Annotated in this window: 14 protein-coding genes; 10 read left to right on the top strand and 4 right to left on the bottom strand. The window is 43.8% G+C overall.

All coding sequences use genetic code 11. The annotated features are described in order from the left end of the window. The first annotated feature begins 50 nt into the window (after window positions 1-50). The 5 genes from RT422_RS06325 to RT422_RS06305 all read left to right on the top strand — a co-directional run bounded on the left by RT422_RS06325 (window position 51) and on the right by RT422_RS06305 (window position 2,961). Window positions 51-557 (top strand): hypothetical protein, encoded by a 507-nt coding sequence (locus tag RT422_RS06325; protein ID WP_157797032.1) that lies wholly within the window; start codon window positions 51-53, stop codon window positions 555-557. Between the two features lie 2 nt (window positions 558-559). After that, on the top strand, window positions 560-766 hold the full coding sequence (locus tag RT422_RS06320) for a hypothetical protein (RefSeq protein ID WP_099834408.1): 207 nt from the start codon (window positions 560-562) through the stop codon (window positions 764-766). A gap of 525 nt (window positions 767-1,291) precedes the next feature. Beyond that, window positions 1,292-1,567 (top strand): hypothetical protein, encoded by a 276-nt coding sequence (locus RT422_RS06315; protein WP_313421692.1) that lies wholly within the window; start codon window positions 1,292-1,294, stop codon window positions 1,565-1,567. A gap of 98 nt (window positions 1,568-1,665) precedes the next feature. Next, window positions 1,666-2,163, top strand: a complete 498-nt coding sequence (locus tag RT422_RS06310; RefSeq protein WP_159676655.1) for a L,D-transpeptidase — start codon at window positions 1,666-1,668, stop codon at window positions 2,161-2,163. A 189-nt stretch (window positions 2,164-2,352) separates the two neighbouring features. Beyond that, window positions 2,353-2,961, top strand: a complete 609-nt coding sequence (locus RT422_RS06305) for a nitroreductase family protein (RefSeq protein ID WP_050324646.1) — start codon at window positions 2,353-2,355, stop codon at window positions 2,959-2,961. 289 nt (window positions 2,962-3,250) lie between these two features. On the opposite strand, the gene RT422_RS06300 is transcribed toward RT422_RS06305, so the two are convergent. Beyond that, on the bottom strand, window positions 3,251-4,798 hold the full coding sequence (locus RT422_RS06300) for a CYTH and CHAD domain-containing protein (protein WP_313421690.1): 1,548 nt from the start codon (window positions 4,796-4,798) through the stop codon (window positions 3,251-3,253). Between the two features lie 297 nt (window positions 4,799-5,095). On the opposite strand from RT422_RS06300, the gene rlmD reads away from it, so the two are divergent. Further along, window positions 5,096-6,607, top strand: a complete 1,512-nt coding sequence (gene rlmD, locus RT422_RS06295; protein ID WP_313421687.1) for a 23S rRNA (uracil(1939)-C(5))-methyltransferase RlmD — start codon at window positions 5,096-5,098, stop codon at window positions 6,605-6,607. On the opposite strand, the gene RT422_RS06290 is transcribed toward rlmD, so the two are convergent. Further along, a complete protein-coding gene (locus RT422_RS06290) occupies window positions 6,604-7,788 on the bottom strand; it encodes a DUF1615 family protein (RefSeq protein ID WP_313421769.1) in 1,185 nt (394 codons plus the stop codon). The genes rlmD and RT422_RS06290 overlap by 4 nt on opposite strands. Before the next feature lie 568 nt (window positions 7,789-8,356). Here RT422_RS06290 and RT422_RS06285 point away from each other — a divergent pair. The 4 genes from RT422_RS06285 (at window position 8,357) to RT422_RS06270 (ending at window position 13,470) form a co-directional block, all read left to right on the top strand. After that, window positions 8,357-10,774: a bifunctional (p)ppGpp synthetase/guanosine-3',5'-bis(diphosphate) 3'-pyrophosphohydrolase gene (locus tag RT422_RS06285; protein WP_284034740.1), complete on the top strand. Its 2,418-nt coding sequence runs from the start codon at window positions 8,357-8,359 to the stop codon at window positions 10,772-10,774. 26 nt (window positions 10,775-10,800) lie between these two features. Beyond that, window positions 10,801-11,703: a bifunctional DNA-formamidopyrimidine glycosylase/DNA-(apurinic or apyrimidinic site) lyase gene (gene mutM / locus RT422_RS06280; protein WP_313421686.1), complete on the top strand. Its 903-nt coding sequence runs from the start codon at window positions 10,801-10,803 to the stop codon at window positions 11,701-11,703. Window positions 11,704-11,942: 239 nt separating this feature from the next. Then, window positions 11,943-12,353 (top strand): hypothetical protein, encoded by a 411-nt coding sequence (locus tag RT422_RS06275; RefSeq protein WP_313421685.1) that lies wholly within the window; start codon window positions 11,943-11,945, stop codon window positions 12,351-12,353. 217 nt (window positions 12,354-12,570) lie between these two features. Then, window positions 12,571-13,470: a serine aminopeptidase domain-containing protein gene (locus RT422_RS06270; RefSeq protein WP_313421684.1), complete on the top strand. Its 900-nt coding sequence runs from the start codon at window positions 12,571-12,573 to the stop codon at window positions 13,468-13,470. Window positions 13,471-13,580: 110 nt separating this feature from the next. Here RT422_RS06270 and RT422_RS06265 read toward each other — a convergent pair whose 3' ends face one another. Both RT422_RS06265 and hemL read right to left on the bottom strand, forming a co-directional pair. Beyond that, the gene (locus RT422_RS06265) at window positions 13,581-14,312 is read right to left on the bottom strand and encodes an RluA family pseudouridine synthase (RefSeq protein WP_313421683.1); all 732 of its coding nucleotides are present in this window, start codon (window positions 14,310-14,312) and stop codon (window positions 13,581-13,583) included. A 147-nt stretch (window positions 14,313-14,459) separates the two neighbouring features. Further along, window positions 14,460-15,785: a glutamate-1-semialdehyde 2,1-aminomutase gene (gene hemL, locus RT422_RS06260; RefSeq protein WP_313421682.1), complete on the bottom strand. Its 1,326-nt coding sequence runs from the start codon at window positions 15,783-15,785 to the stop codon at window positions 14,460-14,462. Between the last annotated feature and the right edge of the window lie 221 nt (window positions 15,786-16,006).

Below are 16,006 nucleotides of genomic sequence, written 5' to 3'. Positions count from 1 at the left end.
TGCTTATATGATAGGATAAAGCAAATTTGCTTAATAATTTAGATATCAAAATGCCAAAGTTAGCAACTACTCACAGCCTTAGCAACTATCAAAAATTAAAAATAGCCGCCTTTAAGGATAGTTTGCTGCAAAGTCAATCAGACCATTTAAACCTAAGCTACAATTTCAAGGGCAAGCCCTACAGCTATAGAGTTAATGTATCAAAAACAGCGTGTAATTATGGCGGGTATCGTTATTGGTTTAATTGTCCAAACTGCAATAAACGTGTAGGCGTTTTATATTTAGCAGGGGTATTTGTCTGCAGGCATTGCATTGGTGCAAACTATGCCAGCCAGTTAGAACAGCCCTATGATAAATTGTTTCACAAAGTGGAAAAGATACGCCACCGCTTAGGATGGCAAGCAGGCATTGCAAACGGACATGGGGCAAAGCCTAAGGGTATGCACTACCAAACCTATTTTAAATTGACATGGCAACACACCAAGTTAGTAGAGCAGATACTAGGCGTTACTTGTCAACGTATGAATATCACGTTACCTAGTCAAAGAGAGTTATAACCATGCAGACCAAAGACACGATTACATTAGATAACTTACTAGATGAGATCAACGAAGTTAGGCAGCAAGCCCTAGATAATGACGATTACAAAACCGCCTTATTATGTACGCTATCCAAAGCAAAGTTATTTGGCGGTGGCAGGGCTATCGAGTACAGAGAAAAAGAACGTAACAGCCCGTTAAAAGGTTTAATGGATTTAGGCATTTAATAGCCTTTTGAAATTTAACCCCATGTAAGGCTGATTATCCTAGTAGGGAAGTTAATTTTTAGGCACGTTAGGCGGTGGACTTTTCGGGACAGTACGAGCAGGAATTTTTGCACACGTTAGAAAGTGATTTTTCGGAGCAGTAACCCCTACTTTTTGCATACGTTAGGCGGCATGATTTAGAAGGTTACAGAAAGTAATTTAAGCTAAATTTTAAGCCAAAAATAAGCTAGAATATGCGGTGACTTTTTAATTTGGTGGTATATTTGGTGGTATAAAATTAAATTCAATTTTTGAAAGCCTTGATACAACTTACCTACAGCCTTTAGTTTGGTTTACGCCGTTCCGACCAAATTAAAAAGGCTTACGTTTTCGTAGGCCTTTTTCTTTTTTAAGTTTTTGTTATACCTATTGTCACAGTATTTTTACGTGAATATGACAATAGTTTTTTCGTTTTAATAGATAATTTATTGATAAAATTTTCTCACTATTTGGCTGTATTTATTTGACTGTATTTTTTGAAAAATCATGAGCGCGATCATTAAATCATTCCTTGCTAACTATAAACTGACAAATTTGGCTGCGGCTTTGGTATGGGTGGTTTTACCACTCACTGCGCAAGCCGATAGCGTTCATCAAGCACAAACCAAAAAAGAGGCGATTGTACGTTCTTGTCCCAATCGTCTATGCCCCGTGGTGCAGACCCTGCCCAAAGGCGTCAAGTTTAGCTGGGTATTAGCCAAAAATGGCTTTGTGAACATTGCTGATTCTACCTTATGGGTATCCACTGCTGACATCAAATAACTGATTGTGTGTTTTCAAATTTTTCTTAAAAAGCCTGTCATGAATATGATGGGCTTTTTTGTTATGATAGTCTAAGCTTAATATTGAACGAGTCGATTATGCCTTACCCAAAAATCATTATTTCAATTGAAAAACAACAGCTTACTTTATGTCTTAGTAGCAACCAATCACAAACTTACCCCATCTCTACCGCCAAAAATGGTATTGGACAACTGCAGGATACTGGCTGCACACCGCTCGGTGCGCACGTGATTAGCGAAAAATTTGGTGATAATTTACCTATCAACAGTGTATTTGTGGCACGTCAATTTACCGGCGAAATTTATGACGATCATTTGGCAACTACATTCCCCAATCGAGACTGGATTTTGACACGGATTTTGTGGTTAGAGGGAAATGAAACGGGCTTTAATAAAGGCGCCAATGAGCAAGGGGTGTGTGATACCAAGGCGCGTTACATTTACATTCATGGGACGCCCAATACCGAGCCGATGGGCATTCCGCTTTCTCATGGCTGTATCCGCATGCGCAATCAAGACATTATCACACTGTATGACCAAGTGGATATTGGTACAGCGGTCGAAATTTTGCCGTAAATTTATCAAAATTAACCTTAATAATATATTAGATAAAATTAATAAATACAATTAATGGTTAAAAAAAATTACAAAATAGTTTTTATTTATTAGTATTTTAGGCATATAATAGCCGTGTCACATCAATCGGCTTTAACTTTAATTAATAAGGTAGATTGATTATCAAATAACAATGAAAAGGAGCTGATTATGTCAGTCGAAACATTACACAATATTGCAGAAACTCGCCGTTCTATCTATATGCTCAATGACCAATTACCTGTCTCAAAAGATGAGGTAGTTAAACTGGTTGAACATGCCGTGTTACATACCCCCTCTTCATTCAACTCACAATCAAGCCGCTTGGTGGTATTGTTTGGTGAAGACCATCAAAAACTTTGGCAAATCACCGAAGATTTGCTACGTGCGATGGTGAATGATGATGAAAAATTCAAATCAACTGCCGATAAAATGGCCATGTTTAAAGCCGGTGCAGGGACTATCTTGTATTTTGAAGACCAATCAGTGGTCAAAGGCTTACAAGAACAATTCCCGCTGTATGCGCATAATTTCCCAGTATGGGCAGAACACACCAGTGCCATGCACCAATATGCGATTTGGAACGCCTTAGCCGCGCTCAACATCGGTGCAAACTTACAGCATTACAATGGCGTGATTGATGAAAAAGTGGCAGAAACATGGAACATCGATAGCAACTGGAAACTTATTGCGCAGATGGTATTTGGTGGTATCGCCGCCCCAGCAGGTGAAAAAACCTTTGAACCTATTGAAAAACGCTTAAAAGTTTACGGAAAATAATTTTTTAATGTGCACTACAATGCATGTGCTAGTGCTAGTGCTAGTGACAGCAAAAAGCCAATATCTGACGGTATTGGCTTTTTTATATAAATTTGATTGCCATTAACTAAAAAATTAGCTCAGTAAAAACCCGACAATATACCGCATATTATCTACTGTCGGTATCGAAATTAGCGGCTAAATGCTGTCATCCATGACTGACCTAACTAGTCATACAGTGATTGACTGATTAGTGCTTTCTGCAGAGGCAATTTTCTTTAATTCACATGTCTACAATCAAGCCAAACTACTACCAAAACTTTGGCGCATTTTTAACCGTTTTTAGACTCACCGCGCATTGCTCGGCACTCGCTTGCTCACGCCCGCTAAACCAACCCACCGCAAATAGTGCATTTGGGTCGGTTTTGGCTTTTTCCAAATAATTGGCATGACCGACCACATTGTCATTGTATTCACCGAGTACGTCTTGTGCAGGCTCTAAGTATTGCAAGAAAGCATTGAGCTCAGCTGCTTTTTTCCCTTTTTTGCCATTGGTTTGGCTGGCAAAAAGCGGCGCAGCAAACTCACTGACATAACGCAGGCTTTTGAGGTCTTTACGGACACCATGCTGGCTGTCAGTATCAAGACTGGCAAATTTATCACTCGCCGCGGCAATCGCGGTAAATAGTTTTTCCAACTTTTTGGCAACAGTGGCTTTGGCTTTTGGGTTATCCGCAGGTACGGGCAAATGGGTAAAACCAATCAGCTCTAACAACAGAATTTGAAAATCATTGGCTCTGACGGCATCAATCGGCATGATATCGACTGCCGTTGACCACTCGACATGCGGTGCACCGACTGATTCTAGCAGCGGCTGGGTTTTTATTTTCAAGATTTCTTTATCGCGATACTCCCCTAACAGGCTAAAGGTTTGTTTGAGTACCATCAGCCAATTTGGGTCGATATAATCTGGGGCAAATTTGAAGTGTTTGAGAGCAGTACGCAAACGGCGAATGCCGACACGCAGTTGGTGCACTAAGTTGCCATCGGGACTGCCTTCAGCAATTGCAGAGGCATTGGGCAAAATCTGCACTAGGCAGTTATTGACCACTGCCTGCAAAAACGCAAATTGGCTGATGCCTTTGTGTAATTGCAGCACAGCCAAATCCGCTTTGACAGGCTGGGCAAATTGCTTATTCGTGAGTAGCAAACTACCCCGCTGGGCTTTGGTAACGGTTGATAAATATAATTTGTATTTTTTGCACCAAGTTTTAGCCACCTCAATCAAATCACTTGGGTCACCTTCAAGGAGTTCAAATTCAATTTCATGAATATCCGATTGGGTTAACCCATGATTATTGGCGGATTTTTGTGAATTTAGGTGACCTATGCCAACCTTGCCGATATCATAAGCGATTTCGATGCGGCTGTTATTTTTCTTAATTTGGCGAGAAGTGCGTTGGACATCGGTAAAATATTGGACAGTTAAGGCTTGAGCGAGCTCATCAAGCGGCATGATGCTAGTCAACTGCGCTACGACTGTTGGCTCTGTAATCAGTGAAACATCGGGCACAAGGCTACTAACATCAAGGGTATCTGGCGTACCCGTCAGGCTCAGCACGGTATTGAGCTCAACGCGTTTGGCAACGCCATCACCCGCTGTTTTGAGGGTTTGTACCCATTGGCTGTCTTCAAAGCGGATACGCAGGGCAATGCCTTTTTTGGCAAGATGTTGATTGGGGGTATCAAAATAATACGCCGATAGCCGCTGTTGCTGCGCAGTTTTGGTATCGATGTTTTTTCTTAAGGCGCTTTGTTGATAGCTTGGGACAGCAAACTTGAGTTCTAGTTCGTGCATGATGGTGTCGATTAACCTATATAGCTAACGGATAAAACACCATAATAGCACAACTTTGCTTTTTAAAAATAACCACTTGGCTCATTTGTTGTTGGTAAAATTTTAAAGCATTTACATAACGCCCTATGATAAATGATGGCCAGTTACGCAATCACATCCAAACCTTCTTCTTTGAGCGATGTAAAGTCAGGTATTGATATAAAAAAAATCCATTTTAAGCTATCATAACCACAAAATTTTGATGAATTTTGTAATAAATATTTACACTGACCCTCGATTAAATAGGTTTTTTAATAAATGCCAAACGCTACCGCTGACCAAACGTCGTCTTCACAACTCACCAAAAATCCAAGCAAAAAAATCAAACCCACCGCGCGGGTGCGTAAACGTTTGCAAGACGCCCCACCCGTTACCCTAACAGTGACCAACCTTGCCCATGACGGACGGGGCGTGGCAAGTTACGGTGACCAACCCGACCATCACCTCGATAAACATGGCAAAAAAGTATTCGTTAGCTTTGCTCTGCCCAACGAGACCGTGAGCGTCAAAATCACAGGCTCACGTAAAAGTATGGAAGAAGGTGACGCGGTCGAAGTGTTGGCAAACCCAAACCCTGAACGCACCACCCCACCTTGCCCGCATTTTGGGGTATGTGGTGGCTGTAGCTTACAGCACTGGCAACCCGATGGGCAGATTCAATTTAAACAATCGGTACTGGCAGAGCTGCTCGAACACCAAGCCCATATCCAGCCTGAACACTGGCTTCCCCCATTGGTTGCTGACCGTTTGGGCTACCGCACCAAGGCACGTATGGGCGTGCGCTATGTCGAGAAAAAAGGCACGGCATTGGTCGGTTTTCGTGAGCGCGCCAGCAATTTTTTGGCAAATTTAAATGAATGCCATGTGCTTGACCCGCGTGTCGGCTTTGAAATTGAGAACTTAAAAGCGCTTATCAGTTCGCTTGACGCCCGTGACCATATTCCACAGCTTGAGTTAGCGATGGGTGAAACGCTTGAGGATGTTATCGATAGCAAAAAATCAATTGCCGTTATTGTCCGTCACATGGTGGATTTAGGTGAGCATGATATCGCAAAACTGCAAGCCTTTTTTGCCGAGCGTAACTGGCAGTTATTCTTACAGCCCAAAGGTAGCGATACGGTACATCGTATTGACCCATTATATGAAAATAATCCCCACGCTCGCCCATCAAGCCTGACTGTGCCACCGACGGGCGGTTTGTTTTATCGGTTGCCTGAGTTTGATGTGACGTTTGAATTCTCGCCACTGGATTTTACCCAAGTCAATTTGTCAGTCAATCGTAAAATGACCAAGCTGGCAATTGATTTGTTAGCATTGCAGCCAGGCGAGCGAGTGCTTGATTTGTTTTGCGGCTTGGGCAATTTTAGTCTGCCACTGGCGCGTCAAGTGGGTGAAACTGGCTTTGTGATTGGGGTGGAAGGCAGCAGTGAGATGACACAGCGTGCCAAAATGAACGCCAACGCCAACGGCTTGCACCATACCGACTTTTTTGCCCAAGATTTGACCAAAGATTTTTCTGCTGAGCCTTGGGTGGGGCAAGTCGATGCACTACTAATTGACCCACCCCGCTCAGGTGCCTTAGAAGTGATGCAGTATCTGGATAAATTCAATGCCAAACGCATAGTCTATGTATCGTGCAATCCCATCACGCTTGCTCGCGATACCGCTGTGCTACTTGACAAAGGCTATAAACTCACCCACGCGGGCGTGATGGATATGTTCTGCCACACAGGGCATGTGGAAAGCATTGCACGATTTGAGAAACGCTAAAATTTGGCTTTATTCATACAATTTAAATAGCGTACGTTGACTTTGTCGGCGTACCATTTGGTATTGTAATCGCGGCTGAGTTTTGCCCCAGAAATCACCACTTGTGGCATGATGGCGGCAGGTGCGTTTTTGCCAGTTTTCATTTTGTAAAGACTACCAATGGTGCGGTAGGTTTCGGTATTTTCAAAATCTTGGCTTTTTTCTTTTGCCAAATCCATACGTATTTGCCGTTCTGTTAGGCTAATCATGCCTTGTTGTATCATTGATATCAGCGCCTGCTCACTTTGGCTGATATTGGCACTGATTTTATTGCCTTTTTCATAAATCAATAAATCACCATCATAGTCTATTTCGGCTTTGGATAACTCTTTTAGCATTTTTTGGAAAGCCGCATTACGGCTTGAATACATCCCTGAGTTGTAGTCAGCAAAGCGATAAATCGGGTCTTGATAATTGGCTTTATACAGTAGCAAGCGATGGATACCGTAGTACAATCCGCCATATTGGCTATATAGGTCTTTACGCAGTTCAAGGTTATTGCCATTCATACGGCGATGGTCACGCGCATAACTTACTTGCACCTGCATTGAGCCTAAGGTGGTAATCGGGTCTAATTTTTCTTCGATATCCCCGCCCACCAATTTGGTGACGCTGTTCAGCTTGCTGGCATAATATTTGCTTGAAAAATACGCAAACATCTGATGATAAATGTCGTCAAGTTCTTCTTCGGTTTTGACTTTAGCGATTTGTTTTTCAAAGCTGTTATCGGGCGTAGGCTCAGTTTTTAGCATGGTGCGAAAATACGGGGCTAGCGTTGAGCCCAATTTTTCTTCCAACTCCTCATTCATCGCTTTTAGGCTTGATTGCCCTAAATTTGGGACGGGCGGATTGGCTTTAAAATTAGACTCTTGGTCGATAATGGCGACAGCGGTACAAATATTTTGCGCGTTTTTTTCTATTTTTAAGGTATCAAATATTTGGTTGATGTCTTGTGCCCAGCTTTTGCTATCTTGTCCACGTTTGGGAATCAGTTTGGCAATTTGTTTGGCACCAATGGGCGAGTTAACGTCGGTTTGCGTTTGAAAATAATCACACCCTGTCAACCCAAGCGATAAAGTCAGCGTTATCGCCAACATCGACAGGGTTTTACCAAAGTTCGCAAGGCTTGTTGAGCGGGTCATGGTAAAATCTGACGCTACAGTAGTCGCATTTGTAACAAAATGAGATGGTAATTTCATTAAACTCACCTATACTGAACAAGATAGTTTTATCTTAATTTGGATTGAGATTCACTCAAATCGCTGATTGGGTCGTTGCCTAACACTCATTTGAATGATACAAAAATTTTATCGACGTGTTGACTTGCAATTGTTTGCTAATAGACACATCTTAATAAAATTAACACATGAGTAAACGTAATAAAGTTAGTGTTAAATGGCTAAACGTGGGCACCCCAAAACGGTTATGATATATAAAACGGTTAAGATATATAAAGTGGCTATGGCATTTATTTTATTTTAACCTTTAACATTTATTTTAAGGGTTAACATGCCCAAAACCAACGCACTATCATAGCTAAAACGCGCTGCTATAGCGACTACTCTGTCATATTTTATTATTGCTAGGGCAGTATCAACTCAAACTTAATCACACAAAAATTCACAGGGAAAGTGAGTTGATAATTTTAAACGAACAAGGTTAGTTTTTTTGCTCTTTGAGGAAATCTGGTAAGTAAGGTGTAGAATTGACATGGTAAAAATACGAGAAAGTTTGCCGCTATTGGATGGAAAAGACGTTGATCATGATAGTACCACAATGATTGCGAGTATTACTGCCAGCCAGCGTCATTTCACCCATACTGACTTGCCCATTGTTTCTGAGCCTGCCAGCCACATCATCGATGAGCATACCATTGATACCGAAGCTTGGCTGGTATCGATGGCAAAACGCGCCCATCTCACCGAGCTGCCTGAGCTGACCAAAGCCTGTCAACTACTCAAAAATCAAGATTTAAGTACTGAAAGCAACCGCTCTAATGCGTTTTTGACTGGGATTGGGATTGCCGATATTTTGGGTTATCTGTACCAAGATGAAGCCACGCTCGTTGCTGCGATGTTATATCGTGCCGCGCGTATCCAAATTTTTACCCCCAAACAAATCCAAGCCACCTTTGGCGATGAAGTCGCAGAGCTGGTTCAAGAAACCCTAGCGCTGGGGCGACTGTCGGATTTGATAGAAAACAACAAGCGCTTAGAAGACCACTTTAACAACAACCAGCGCGAGCAGTTATCGGGCATTTATAACATGCTCATCTCGATGACCAACGATGTGCGCGTGGTGCTCATCAAATTGGCTGAGCGTACTTTTGCGATGCGAGAGTTGTCGTATGCCAGTCCAGAGCGTCAGCAACGGGTCGCGCGTGAAGTCATGACAATTTATGCGCCGCTAGCGCATCGTATGGGTATTGCTCAGCTTAAATGGGAGCTTGAGGACTTATCGTTTCGTTATCTTGCGCCTGATCGCTACAAAGAAATCGCCAAATTACTCTCTGAAAAACGTAGCGAGCGCGAAACCTATATCGACCGTGTTGCCCAACAACTGCGCGAGGCGTTAGCTGCCCAAGGGATTGACGGGGAAATCACCGGTCGTGTCAAACACATCTATTCGATTTATCGTAAGATGAAACTCAAATCACTGTCGTTTGACCAGCTATATGACATCCGCGCACTGCGGGTACTGGTGCATAACAATGCCGATTGTTATCACGTATTGGGGCTGGTGCATGGTTTGTGGCGTTATATCCCCGAACAGTTTGATGACTATATCACCAATCCAAAAACCAATGGCTATCGCTCATTACATACCGCAGTGATTGCTGAGAACAAATCGCTAGAAGTACAAATTCGTACCTTTGACATGCACTATGAAGCTGAACTTGGCATGTGTGCACACGTCAACTACAAAGAAGGCACCAAAAACAAAAAAGACGACTATCTGACCAAAAAAATCAGCTCACTGCGTCAGTTATTGCTCAATCAAGAAAATGCTGACAATCATGACCCCTTAAAATTTGTACTAGATAAACATGTTGAGCATGAGCATGGCGAGCTCGATGAAGAAGAACAAGTCGTTGATTTTGGGGAATTTGAGCGGATTTATGTGTTTAGTCGTGATGGCGATATCATCGAATTACCCAAAGGCTCAACCGTGCTCGATTTTGCCTATCATGTGCATACCCATGTCGGCAATCGCGCCCAAGCCGCTCGCGTCAACAAACGCTATGTGCCGCTGACCTATCAGCTCAAAACAGGCGAACAAGTTGAGATTATTACCAAGCAATCACGCGAGCCAAACCGTGATTGGCTAGTGGCATCCTTAGGTTATATCAATACCAGTCGCGCTCGCAGCAAACTGCGCCAATGGTTTAATAAGCAAGACCGTGATAAAAATATCGAAACAGGTAAGCACATATTAACCAAAGAATTGGCGCGCATGTCGGTACACCCTAACAGTATCGATTTAAATGATTACGTCAAATTTTTTAATGCCAAAAACAGTGATGATATTTTGGTAGGGCTAGTCAACGGCAACGTTGAATTGCATAATTTGACCGGTCATATCAGTCGTCATCTAGATTTAGAACCCGAAGTCACTGATACTGAGCTTATCCCCAGTATTCACCCCAAAGCCACAGGCAAGCTAGATGCGTATAAAATCGAAGTCGATGGCTTAGATAACATCGCTATTCACTTGGCAAATTGCTGCTCGCCCGTGCAAGGTGAGCCAATTGCGGGTTATATCACCCAGTCCAATGGCGTATCCGTCCATCGCAGTGATTGCGTCGAATACGAGCGACTGGTGGAGCGTGAGCCTGAACGCGCCATTAGTGCCGCTTGGTATGGCAATAAAGGCAAAAGCCAATTGGTACAAATATACCTTGAATCGTATGACAGACGTGGCTTGCTCAAAGATCTTACCCAAATTATCGACCAAGAAAATGTCAATATCCGCCAAGTCGATACCCTAAGCGGGGATGATGATATCGCGCGGTTGAATTTTACCATAGAAGTGACAGGGCTAAGTCAGTTGTCCAAGCTTTTGGCAAAACTAGAGCAGCAACATGGTATTATCTTGGCGCGTCGTATCGTCAATAACAACAAGTCTTAATGCTTTAAATAGGAGTCACACGGCATATGCCAGAATTGCCCGAAGTGCAGACGACAGCGACGAGTCTGCAACCTTTGCTCAATCAAACCGTTGAAAAAGTTAGCGTCTTTCAGCCCAAATTGCGTTGGGCGGTGCCTGATGACTTGGTAAGTTTGGTAGATTATCAACTTATCGACATTGAGCGCCGCGCTAAATATCTGATTCTCACCTTTAAAGGCGGCGCGGCGCAAAAAAAACTGCTCATCCACTTGGGGATGTCGGGTAGCTTACAGCAGCATACTATGGGTTTTGACAAGCGTAAACACGATCACGTGATTTTGACGTTTAATAATGGCAAAAAACTCACCCAACTGCATTATCATGACCCACGGCGGTTTGGCATGTTACTGTGGCTAGAGGACTATAAAGACAAGCTGATTGCCCATTTGGGTGTAGAGCCATTGTCAGAATACTTTAGCGCTGACTATCTATATCACCATATCCATAATCGCAAAAAACCGATTGAACGCCCCATCAAATCGTTGATTATGGCGCAAGAGATTGTGGTCGGTGTGGGCAATATCTATGCAACCGAAAGCCTATTTTTATCAAAAATTCATCCGTTGACCCCTGCCCATCTTATCGGCCACGAACAGCTCACCACCTTGGTCGCCCATATTCGACAAGTCCTACAAACATCGATTGAAAAAGGCGGCTCAACGTTAAAAGATTTCACCGTAGCGGATGGACAAACGGGGTATTTTCAGCAAACGTTACTGGTGTATGGGTATAAAGGCGGCGATTGTCCGAGCTGTGGCACTACCATCGAAAATGTCAAAATTAATCAGCGGGCGAGCACGTTCTGTCCCACTTGCCAGCCGCTGATAACCCACAAAAAAACCGTGAAAAAATCAATGAAAAAACCCCTCAAAAAAACGTTCAGAAAATAAATGCTCTGCATTAACGTAAAAAAACCTGCGCCAAAGACAATTTTACTTGATAATTCTTGGCAAAATTGATGTAATGTTCCTGAACTATTCAGCAACAACCTAGCAAAACTTGTTAGGTACAACCCGTCAGTCAACCCCAGTTATTTGGTTATCTAGTTGCCTAATTATTTATTCATTTAATTTAGTTAGTTAGCTAGTTACCTCGTTAATGGGGGCTTGCTGCCAGTTAGGAACCTGCTATGAAACTATTAACTACAATTGCGTCAGCCGTAGCCTTGATGGTTGCAACGATGACTTGCAGCTTTGCCGCTACCGAAATTGATGAAAAAGATTTTGGTCCAACCTATGGCTCCATGGTCGCTGATACCATTGTGGGTAAGCCATTGGGTGCATTGGCAGTGGTGGGCGGCGTGGTGACGGCGATTGCCAGTATGCCATTTACCATCTATAACGATGAAATCGATCAGGTAGAACGCAAGCTGATTCTTGAGCCACTGGCGGCACTCGATCGCTGCTTGGGCTGTACCCCTGCTGAAGACCAATATTTTCGCTCACAGCGCCCTAATAATAACCAAGTGCGCGTCACCGTTGATGGACCTTCTGAGATTTTAATCAACACCAACCAAAAAGTTGTCGTTAAAACCCCTTAGCTTTTTCGTCAACGATTCAAGCAAGCAATTAGCCGCCGCTGATTGCTTTTTTTATGACTGTTATGTTCATGATAACTTTTTTGCACCCATAAATTGTTTGGTATAGTCGCTTTTAAACGAGTCTGCTCATCATTTGTCAAAATTTGGCTTACTACTCGTATAAAAAGCGCTCGTATAAGCTTGTATAAAAAGTTGATTACCAAGGAAGATAACCGTCATGTCTAACCTGAACCTAAAAACACCGTCAGCATTAGCCACACACACTACGCAGCAAACCATTCAAATAGCCACCAAACGCCCTGCCACACTGGCGGCGACTGTGTTTCGACCCGATACGGTTAAAGCAGCAGTGATGATTGCGCCCGCAACAGGTATCAAACGGCAGTTTTATCAAAATTTTGCGCAGTATTTAATGGAGCATGGCTATGGCGTCATCAGCTATGACAATGAAGATATTGGCGAGTCGATGCAAGGCGACCTCAAGCACTCTAATGCGTCATTGATTAGTTGGGGACGCTACGATATGACTGCGGTGCTTGATAGGCTGATTGAAGAGTTTCCCAATACCAGCTATCATCTGGTCGGTCATAGCGCGGGCGGTCAATTATTTGGTTTGATGCCCAATCATCACAAGTTCACATCCGTGTTTAACGTTGCCTGTTCGTCTGGGCAAATTCGCAATATGGCGATGCCCTATCGTGCCAAAGCCATGTGGTTTATGGATGTATTTATTCCCGTGTCCAATGTGTTGTTTGGCTATACCCAATCAAGCAAGATTGGCATGGGCGAAGACTTGCCCAAAAATATTGCCAAACAGTGGCGAGATTGGTGCAATGGCGCAGGCTATATCAAAACCGCTTTTGGTAAAACAGTGAAAACCCACTATTACAATGAGGTTAACTTGCCTGCTATGTGGGTGAATGCCCCAGATGATGATATCGCCAATGATAAGAATGTCGCTGATATGATTCGGGTGTTCCCCAACATGCAAGCGACCACCAAAACACTACAGCCCAAAGATTATGGCTTACAGCATATCGGTCATATGAAGTTTTTTAGCCGACAAAACCAACTGCTCTGGCAGCAAACCCTTGATTGGTTGCACCAACATGGATAATTAAACAAGGGGCATGGTGATTATGCCCCTTGTTTGACGCTAACAGTAGGATGAAAACAGCACTCTAAACGTTATCATTTTAAAAGATAGATTGCTAACAACCCACGCGGTTAAAACGGCACGGGGCTTTCCCATTCCATCCACACACCCGTATTGGGATGCTTTAAACGCAATTTGCGTGCATGTAAGCAAAGCCTAGGCGATAAATCAAACGCTTGACCATCCAATACATCTTGCGCGTAGATGGGGTCGCCAAGCATCACATGCCCGATATGCAGCATATGAACGCGTAGTTGATGGCTGCGCCCTGTGACAGGGTACAAGGCGACACGGCTCACCGCCTTACCCTCACGCAGTTCGTGGTGCAAGGTTTCATATTTCGTATAGGCGCGTTTATCCCAACTCATATCGACGATATGCTTGGGTTTTTGTGGTGGGTCGTAGCGCACCGGCACATCGATTTCGCCTTGCTGCGGCGGCGTTCCCCAGACCAGCGCTTGGTATTCTTTGCTCGGAATACGGTCGATAAATTGTTTGCTGATATGGGTTTGCGCCTCGCTATGGCGCGCAAAAATAATAATCCCTGAAGTGTCCATATCAAGTCTGTGAATAAGTTTGACGTTGGGGTCGGCTTTTAGCAGGCGCGATTGTAGGCTGACTTTTAATTCTTTACCATCGACTGATAACAGCCCATGCGGTTTGTCGACGACCCAAATGTCGTCATCACGATAGAGGGTAACAGATTTGGCAAACTCATCAAAAAAGTGTTGCGGCTGCTGACTTTCTTCAAGATTACGCTGTGCAATAGATTCTGGGGTTAACGCTTGGGGGAGTTGTCGCATGGGTGGTTTTTATTCTCTAAAATCTATTTGATTGAAAATTGATAGTCTTTAAATCACTATTTGCGCTCTGACCTTTGGCAAACTTCACCAAAGGCAACCGTCCAAACGCAATTAAAAATCCTTTGGCAAATTTTTTATGTGCAACCGTTATACTTTCGCCATTATCGCAAAGACTTCTTTTGCCGCTTGCAAGGTCGCATCCAAATCTTCTTGTGAATGCTCACTACTTATAAAGGCTGCCTCAAAGGCGGATGGCGCAAGATACACACCGCGATCGAGCATACCGTGGAAGAAGGTCGCAAATTTTTGCGCATCGCATTGGCACACCTCTTCAAAGTTTTGTGGTAGCTGGTTGTCAAAAGCGCCATCGGTAAAGAACAGCCCAAACATACCGCCACAGCGCGTGGTTTTAAAGCCAATACCCGCCTCCTTCGCCAACTGTTCAAGATTATCAGTCAAGTAAACGACTTTTTCGCTTAATGCTTCATAAAAACCTTCAGCCGTGAGCAAATCAAACATGGCAATACCGGCACGCATCGCCAGTGGATTGCCCGATAAGGTGCCTGCTTGATACACACCGCCTAACGGCGCGATACACTCCATAATCTCACGTTTACCACCAAACGCCCCGACTGGCAGACCTGCACCGATGATTTTACCAAACGTGGTCAAATCAGGGGTAATGCCAAAATGGGCTTGCGCTGACTGTAAGCCAACCCTAAACCCTGTCATCACTTCATCAAAAATTAGCACAGCGCCATGCGCGGTACACTCGGCACGCAAGGTATCGTGAAATTCTTGCGTGGGTACAATCATGTTCATGTTGCCGGCGATAGGCTCGACAATTACACAAGCGATGTCATTGCCAAATTGCGCAAAGCAGTCTTTGATGGCTTGCGGGTCGTTGTAACGAATGGTGATAGTATGTTTGGCAAAATCGGCAGGGACGCCTTTTGAGCTTGGTTCACCGATATCTAGCATGCCCGAACCCGCTTTGACCAGTAGACTGTCGCTATGACCGTGATAACAGCCTTCAAATTTGACAATTTTGTCGCGCCCTGTATAGCCCCGTGCTAGACGAATGGCGGACATGGTGGCTTCAGTCCCTGAGCTGGTCATACGGATTAATTCAACACTGGGAATCAATTCACAGATTTTGTCCGCCACCGTGGTCTCAAACGTAGTGGGGGCACCAAAGCTTAACCCGTCATCTGCCGCATTTTTGACCGCTTCGATAATATGGGGGTGCGCATGACCTAAAATCATCGGTCCCCATGAGCCCACATAATCTATGTAGGGTTTGCCTTCGGTATCATACATTTTGCTGCCACGGGCACGGCTGATAAAGACAGGCGTACCCCCCACGCCTGCAAATGCCCGCACAGGTGAATTTACACCGCCAGGGATATGGGCTTTGGCTTGTTTAAACAGTAATTGGTTAGTTGTCGTGTTATTTGAGTTATTTGAATTCATGGGGCTCTCAGCTAGATAAATTTTTGCCTATTTTAACAAAATTCGGGGGTATTGAATACGCTTGCCGTCTATCTTGAATTTGGCTGGCTTGACTTTGGGTGGCGAAAAATAAGCGATTGTCGATAAAAAAATGTGGTTTTGGCTTTTTTTATATGTCCCCACCTTTTGGCAGCAATGGTTTGGCAGCAATGGTTTGGCAGCAATGGTTTGGCAGCAATGGT

This window comes from Moraxella sp. CTOTU49803, from assembly GCF_032097965.1.
Lineage (GTDB): Bacteria > Pseudomonadota > Gammaproteobacteria > Pseudomonadales > Moraxellaceae > Faucicola > Faucicola tetraodonis.
Note: the sequence above shows the minus strand (reverse complement) of the source record. Positions and strands in the feature narration are given on the sequence as shown.

Excerpts from the sequence above, each read along its gene's own strand:
- RT422_RS06310 (WP_159676655.1), top strand. The coding sequence starts at position 1,666 with ATGCCTTACCCAAAAATCATTATTTCAATTGAAAAACAACAGCTTACT.
- hemL (WP_313421682.1), bottom strand. The coding sequence starts at position 15,785 with ATGAATTCAAATAACTCAAATAACACGACAACTAACCAATTACTGTTT.
- RT422_RS06305 (WP_050324646.1), top strand. The coding sequence starts at position 2,353 with ATGTCAGTCGAAACATTACACAATATTGCAGAAACTCGCCGTTCTATC.
- RT422_RS06290 (WP_313421769.1), bottom strand. The coding sequence starts at position 7,788 with ATGACCCGCTCAACAAGCCTTGCGAACTTTGGTAAAACCCTGTCGATG.
- RT422_RS06285 (WP_284034740.1), top strand. The coding sequence starts at position 8,357 with ATGGTAAAAATACGAGAAAGTTTGCCGCTATTGGATGGAAAAGACGTT.
- mutM (WP_313421686.1), top strand. The coding sequence starts at position 10,801 with ATGCCAGAATTGCCCGAAGTGCAGACGACAGCGACGAGTCTGCAACCT.
- RT422_RS06320 (WP_099834408.1), top strand. The coding sequence starts at position 560 with ATGCAGACCAAAGACACGATTACATTAGATAACTTACTAGATGAGATC.
- RT422_RS06315 (WP_313421692.1), top strand. The coding sequence starts at position 1,292 with ATGAGCGCGATCATTAAATCATTCCTTGCTAACTATAAACTGACAAAT.
- rlmD (WP_313421687.1), top strand. The coding sequence starts at position 5,096 with ATGCCAAACGCTACCGCTGACCAAACGTCGTCTTCACAACTCACCAAA.
- RT422_RS06300 (WP_313421690.1), bottom strand. The coding sequence starts at position 4,798 with ATGCACGAACTAGAACTCAAGTTTGCTGTCCCAAGCTATCAACAAAGC.
- RT422_RS06325 (WP_157797032.1), top strand. The coding sequence starts at position 51 with ATGCCAAAGTTAGCAACTACTCACAGCCTTAGCAACTATCAAAAATTA.
- RT422_RS06270 (WP_313421684.1), top strand. The coding sequence starts at position 12,571 with ATGTCTAACCTGAACCTAAAAACACCGTCAGCATTAGCCACACACACT.
- RT422_RS06275 (WP_313421685.1), top strand. The coding sequence starts at position 11,943 with ATGAAACTATTAACTACAATTGCGTCAGCCGTAGCCTTGATGGTTGCA.
- RT422_RS06265 (WP_313421683.1), bottom strand. The coding sequence starts at position 14,312 with ATGCGACAACTCCCCCAAGCGTTAACCCCAGAATCTATTGCACAGCGT.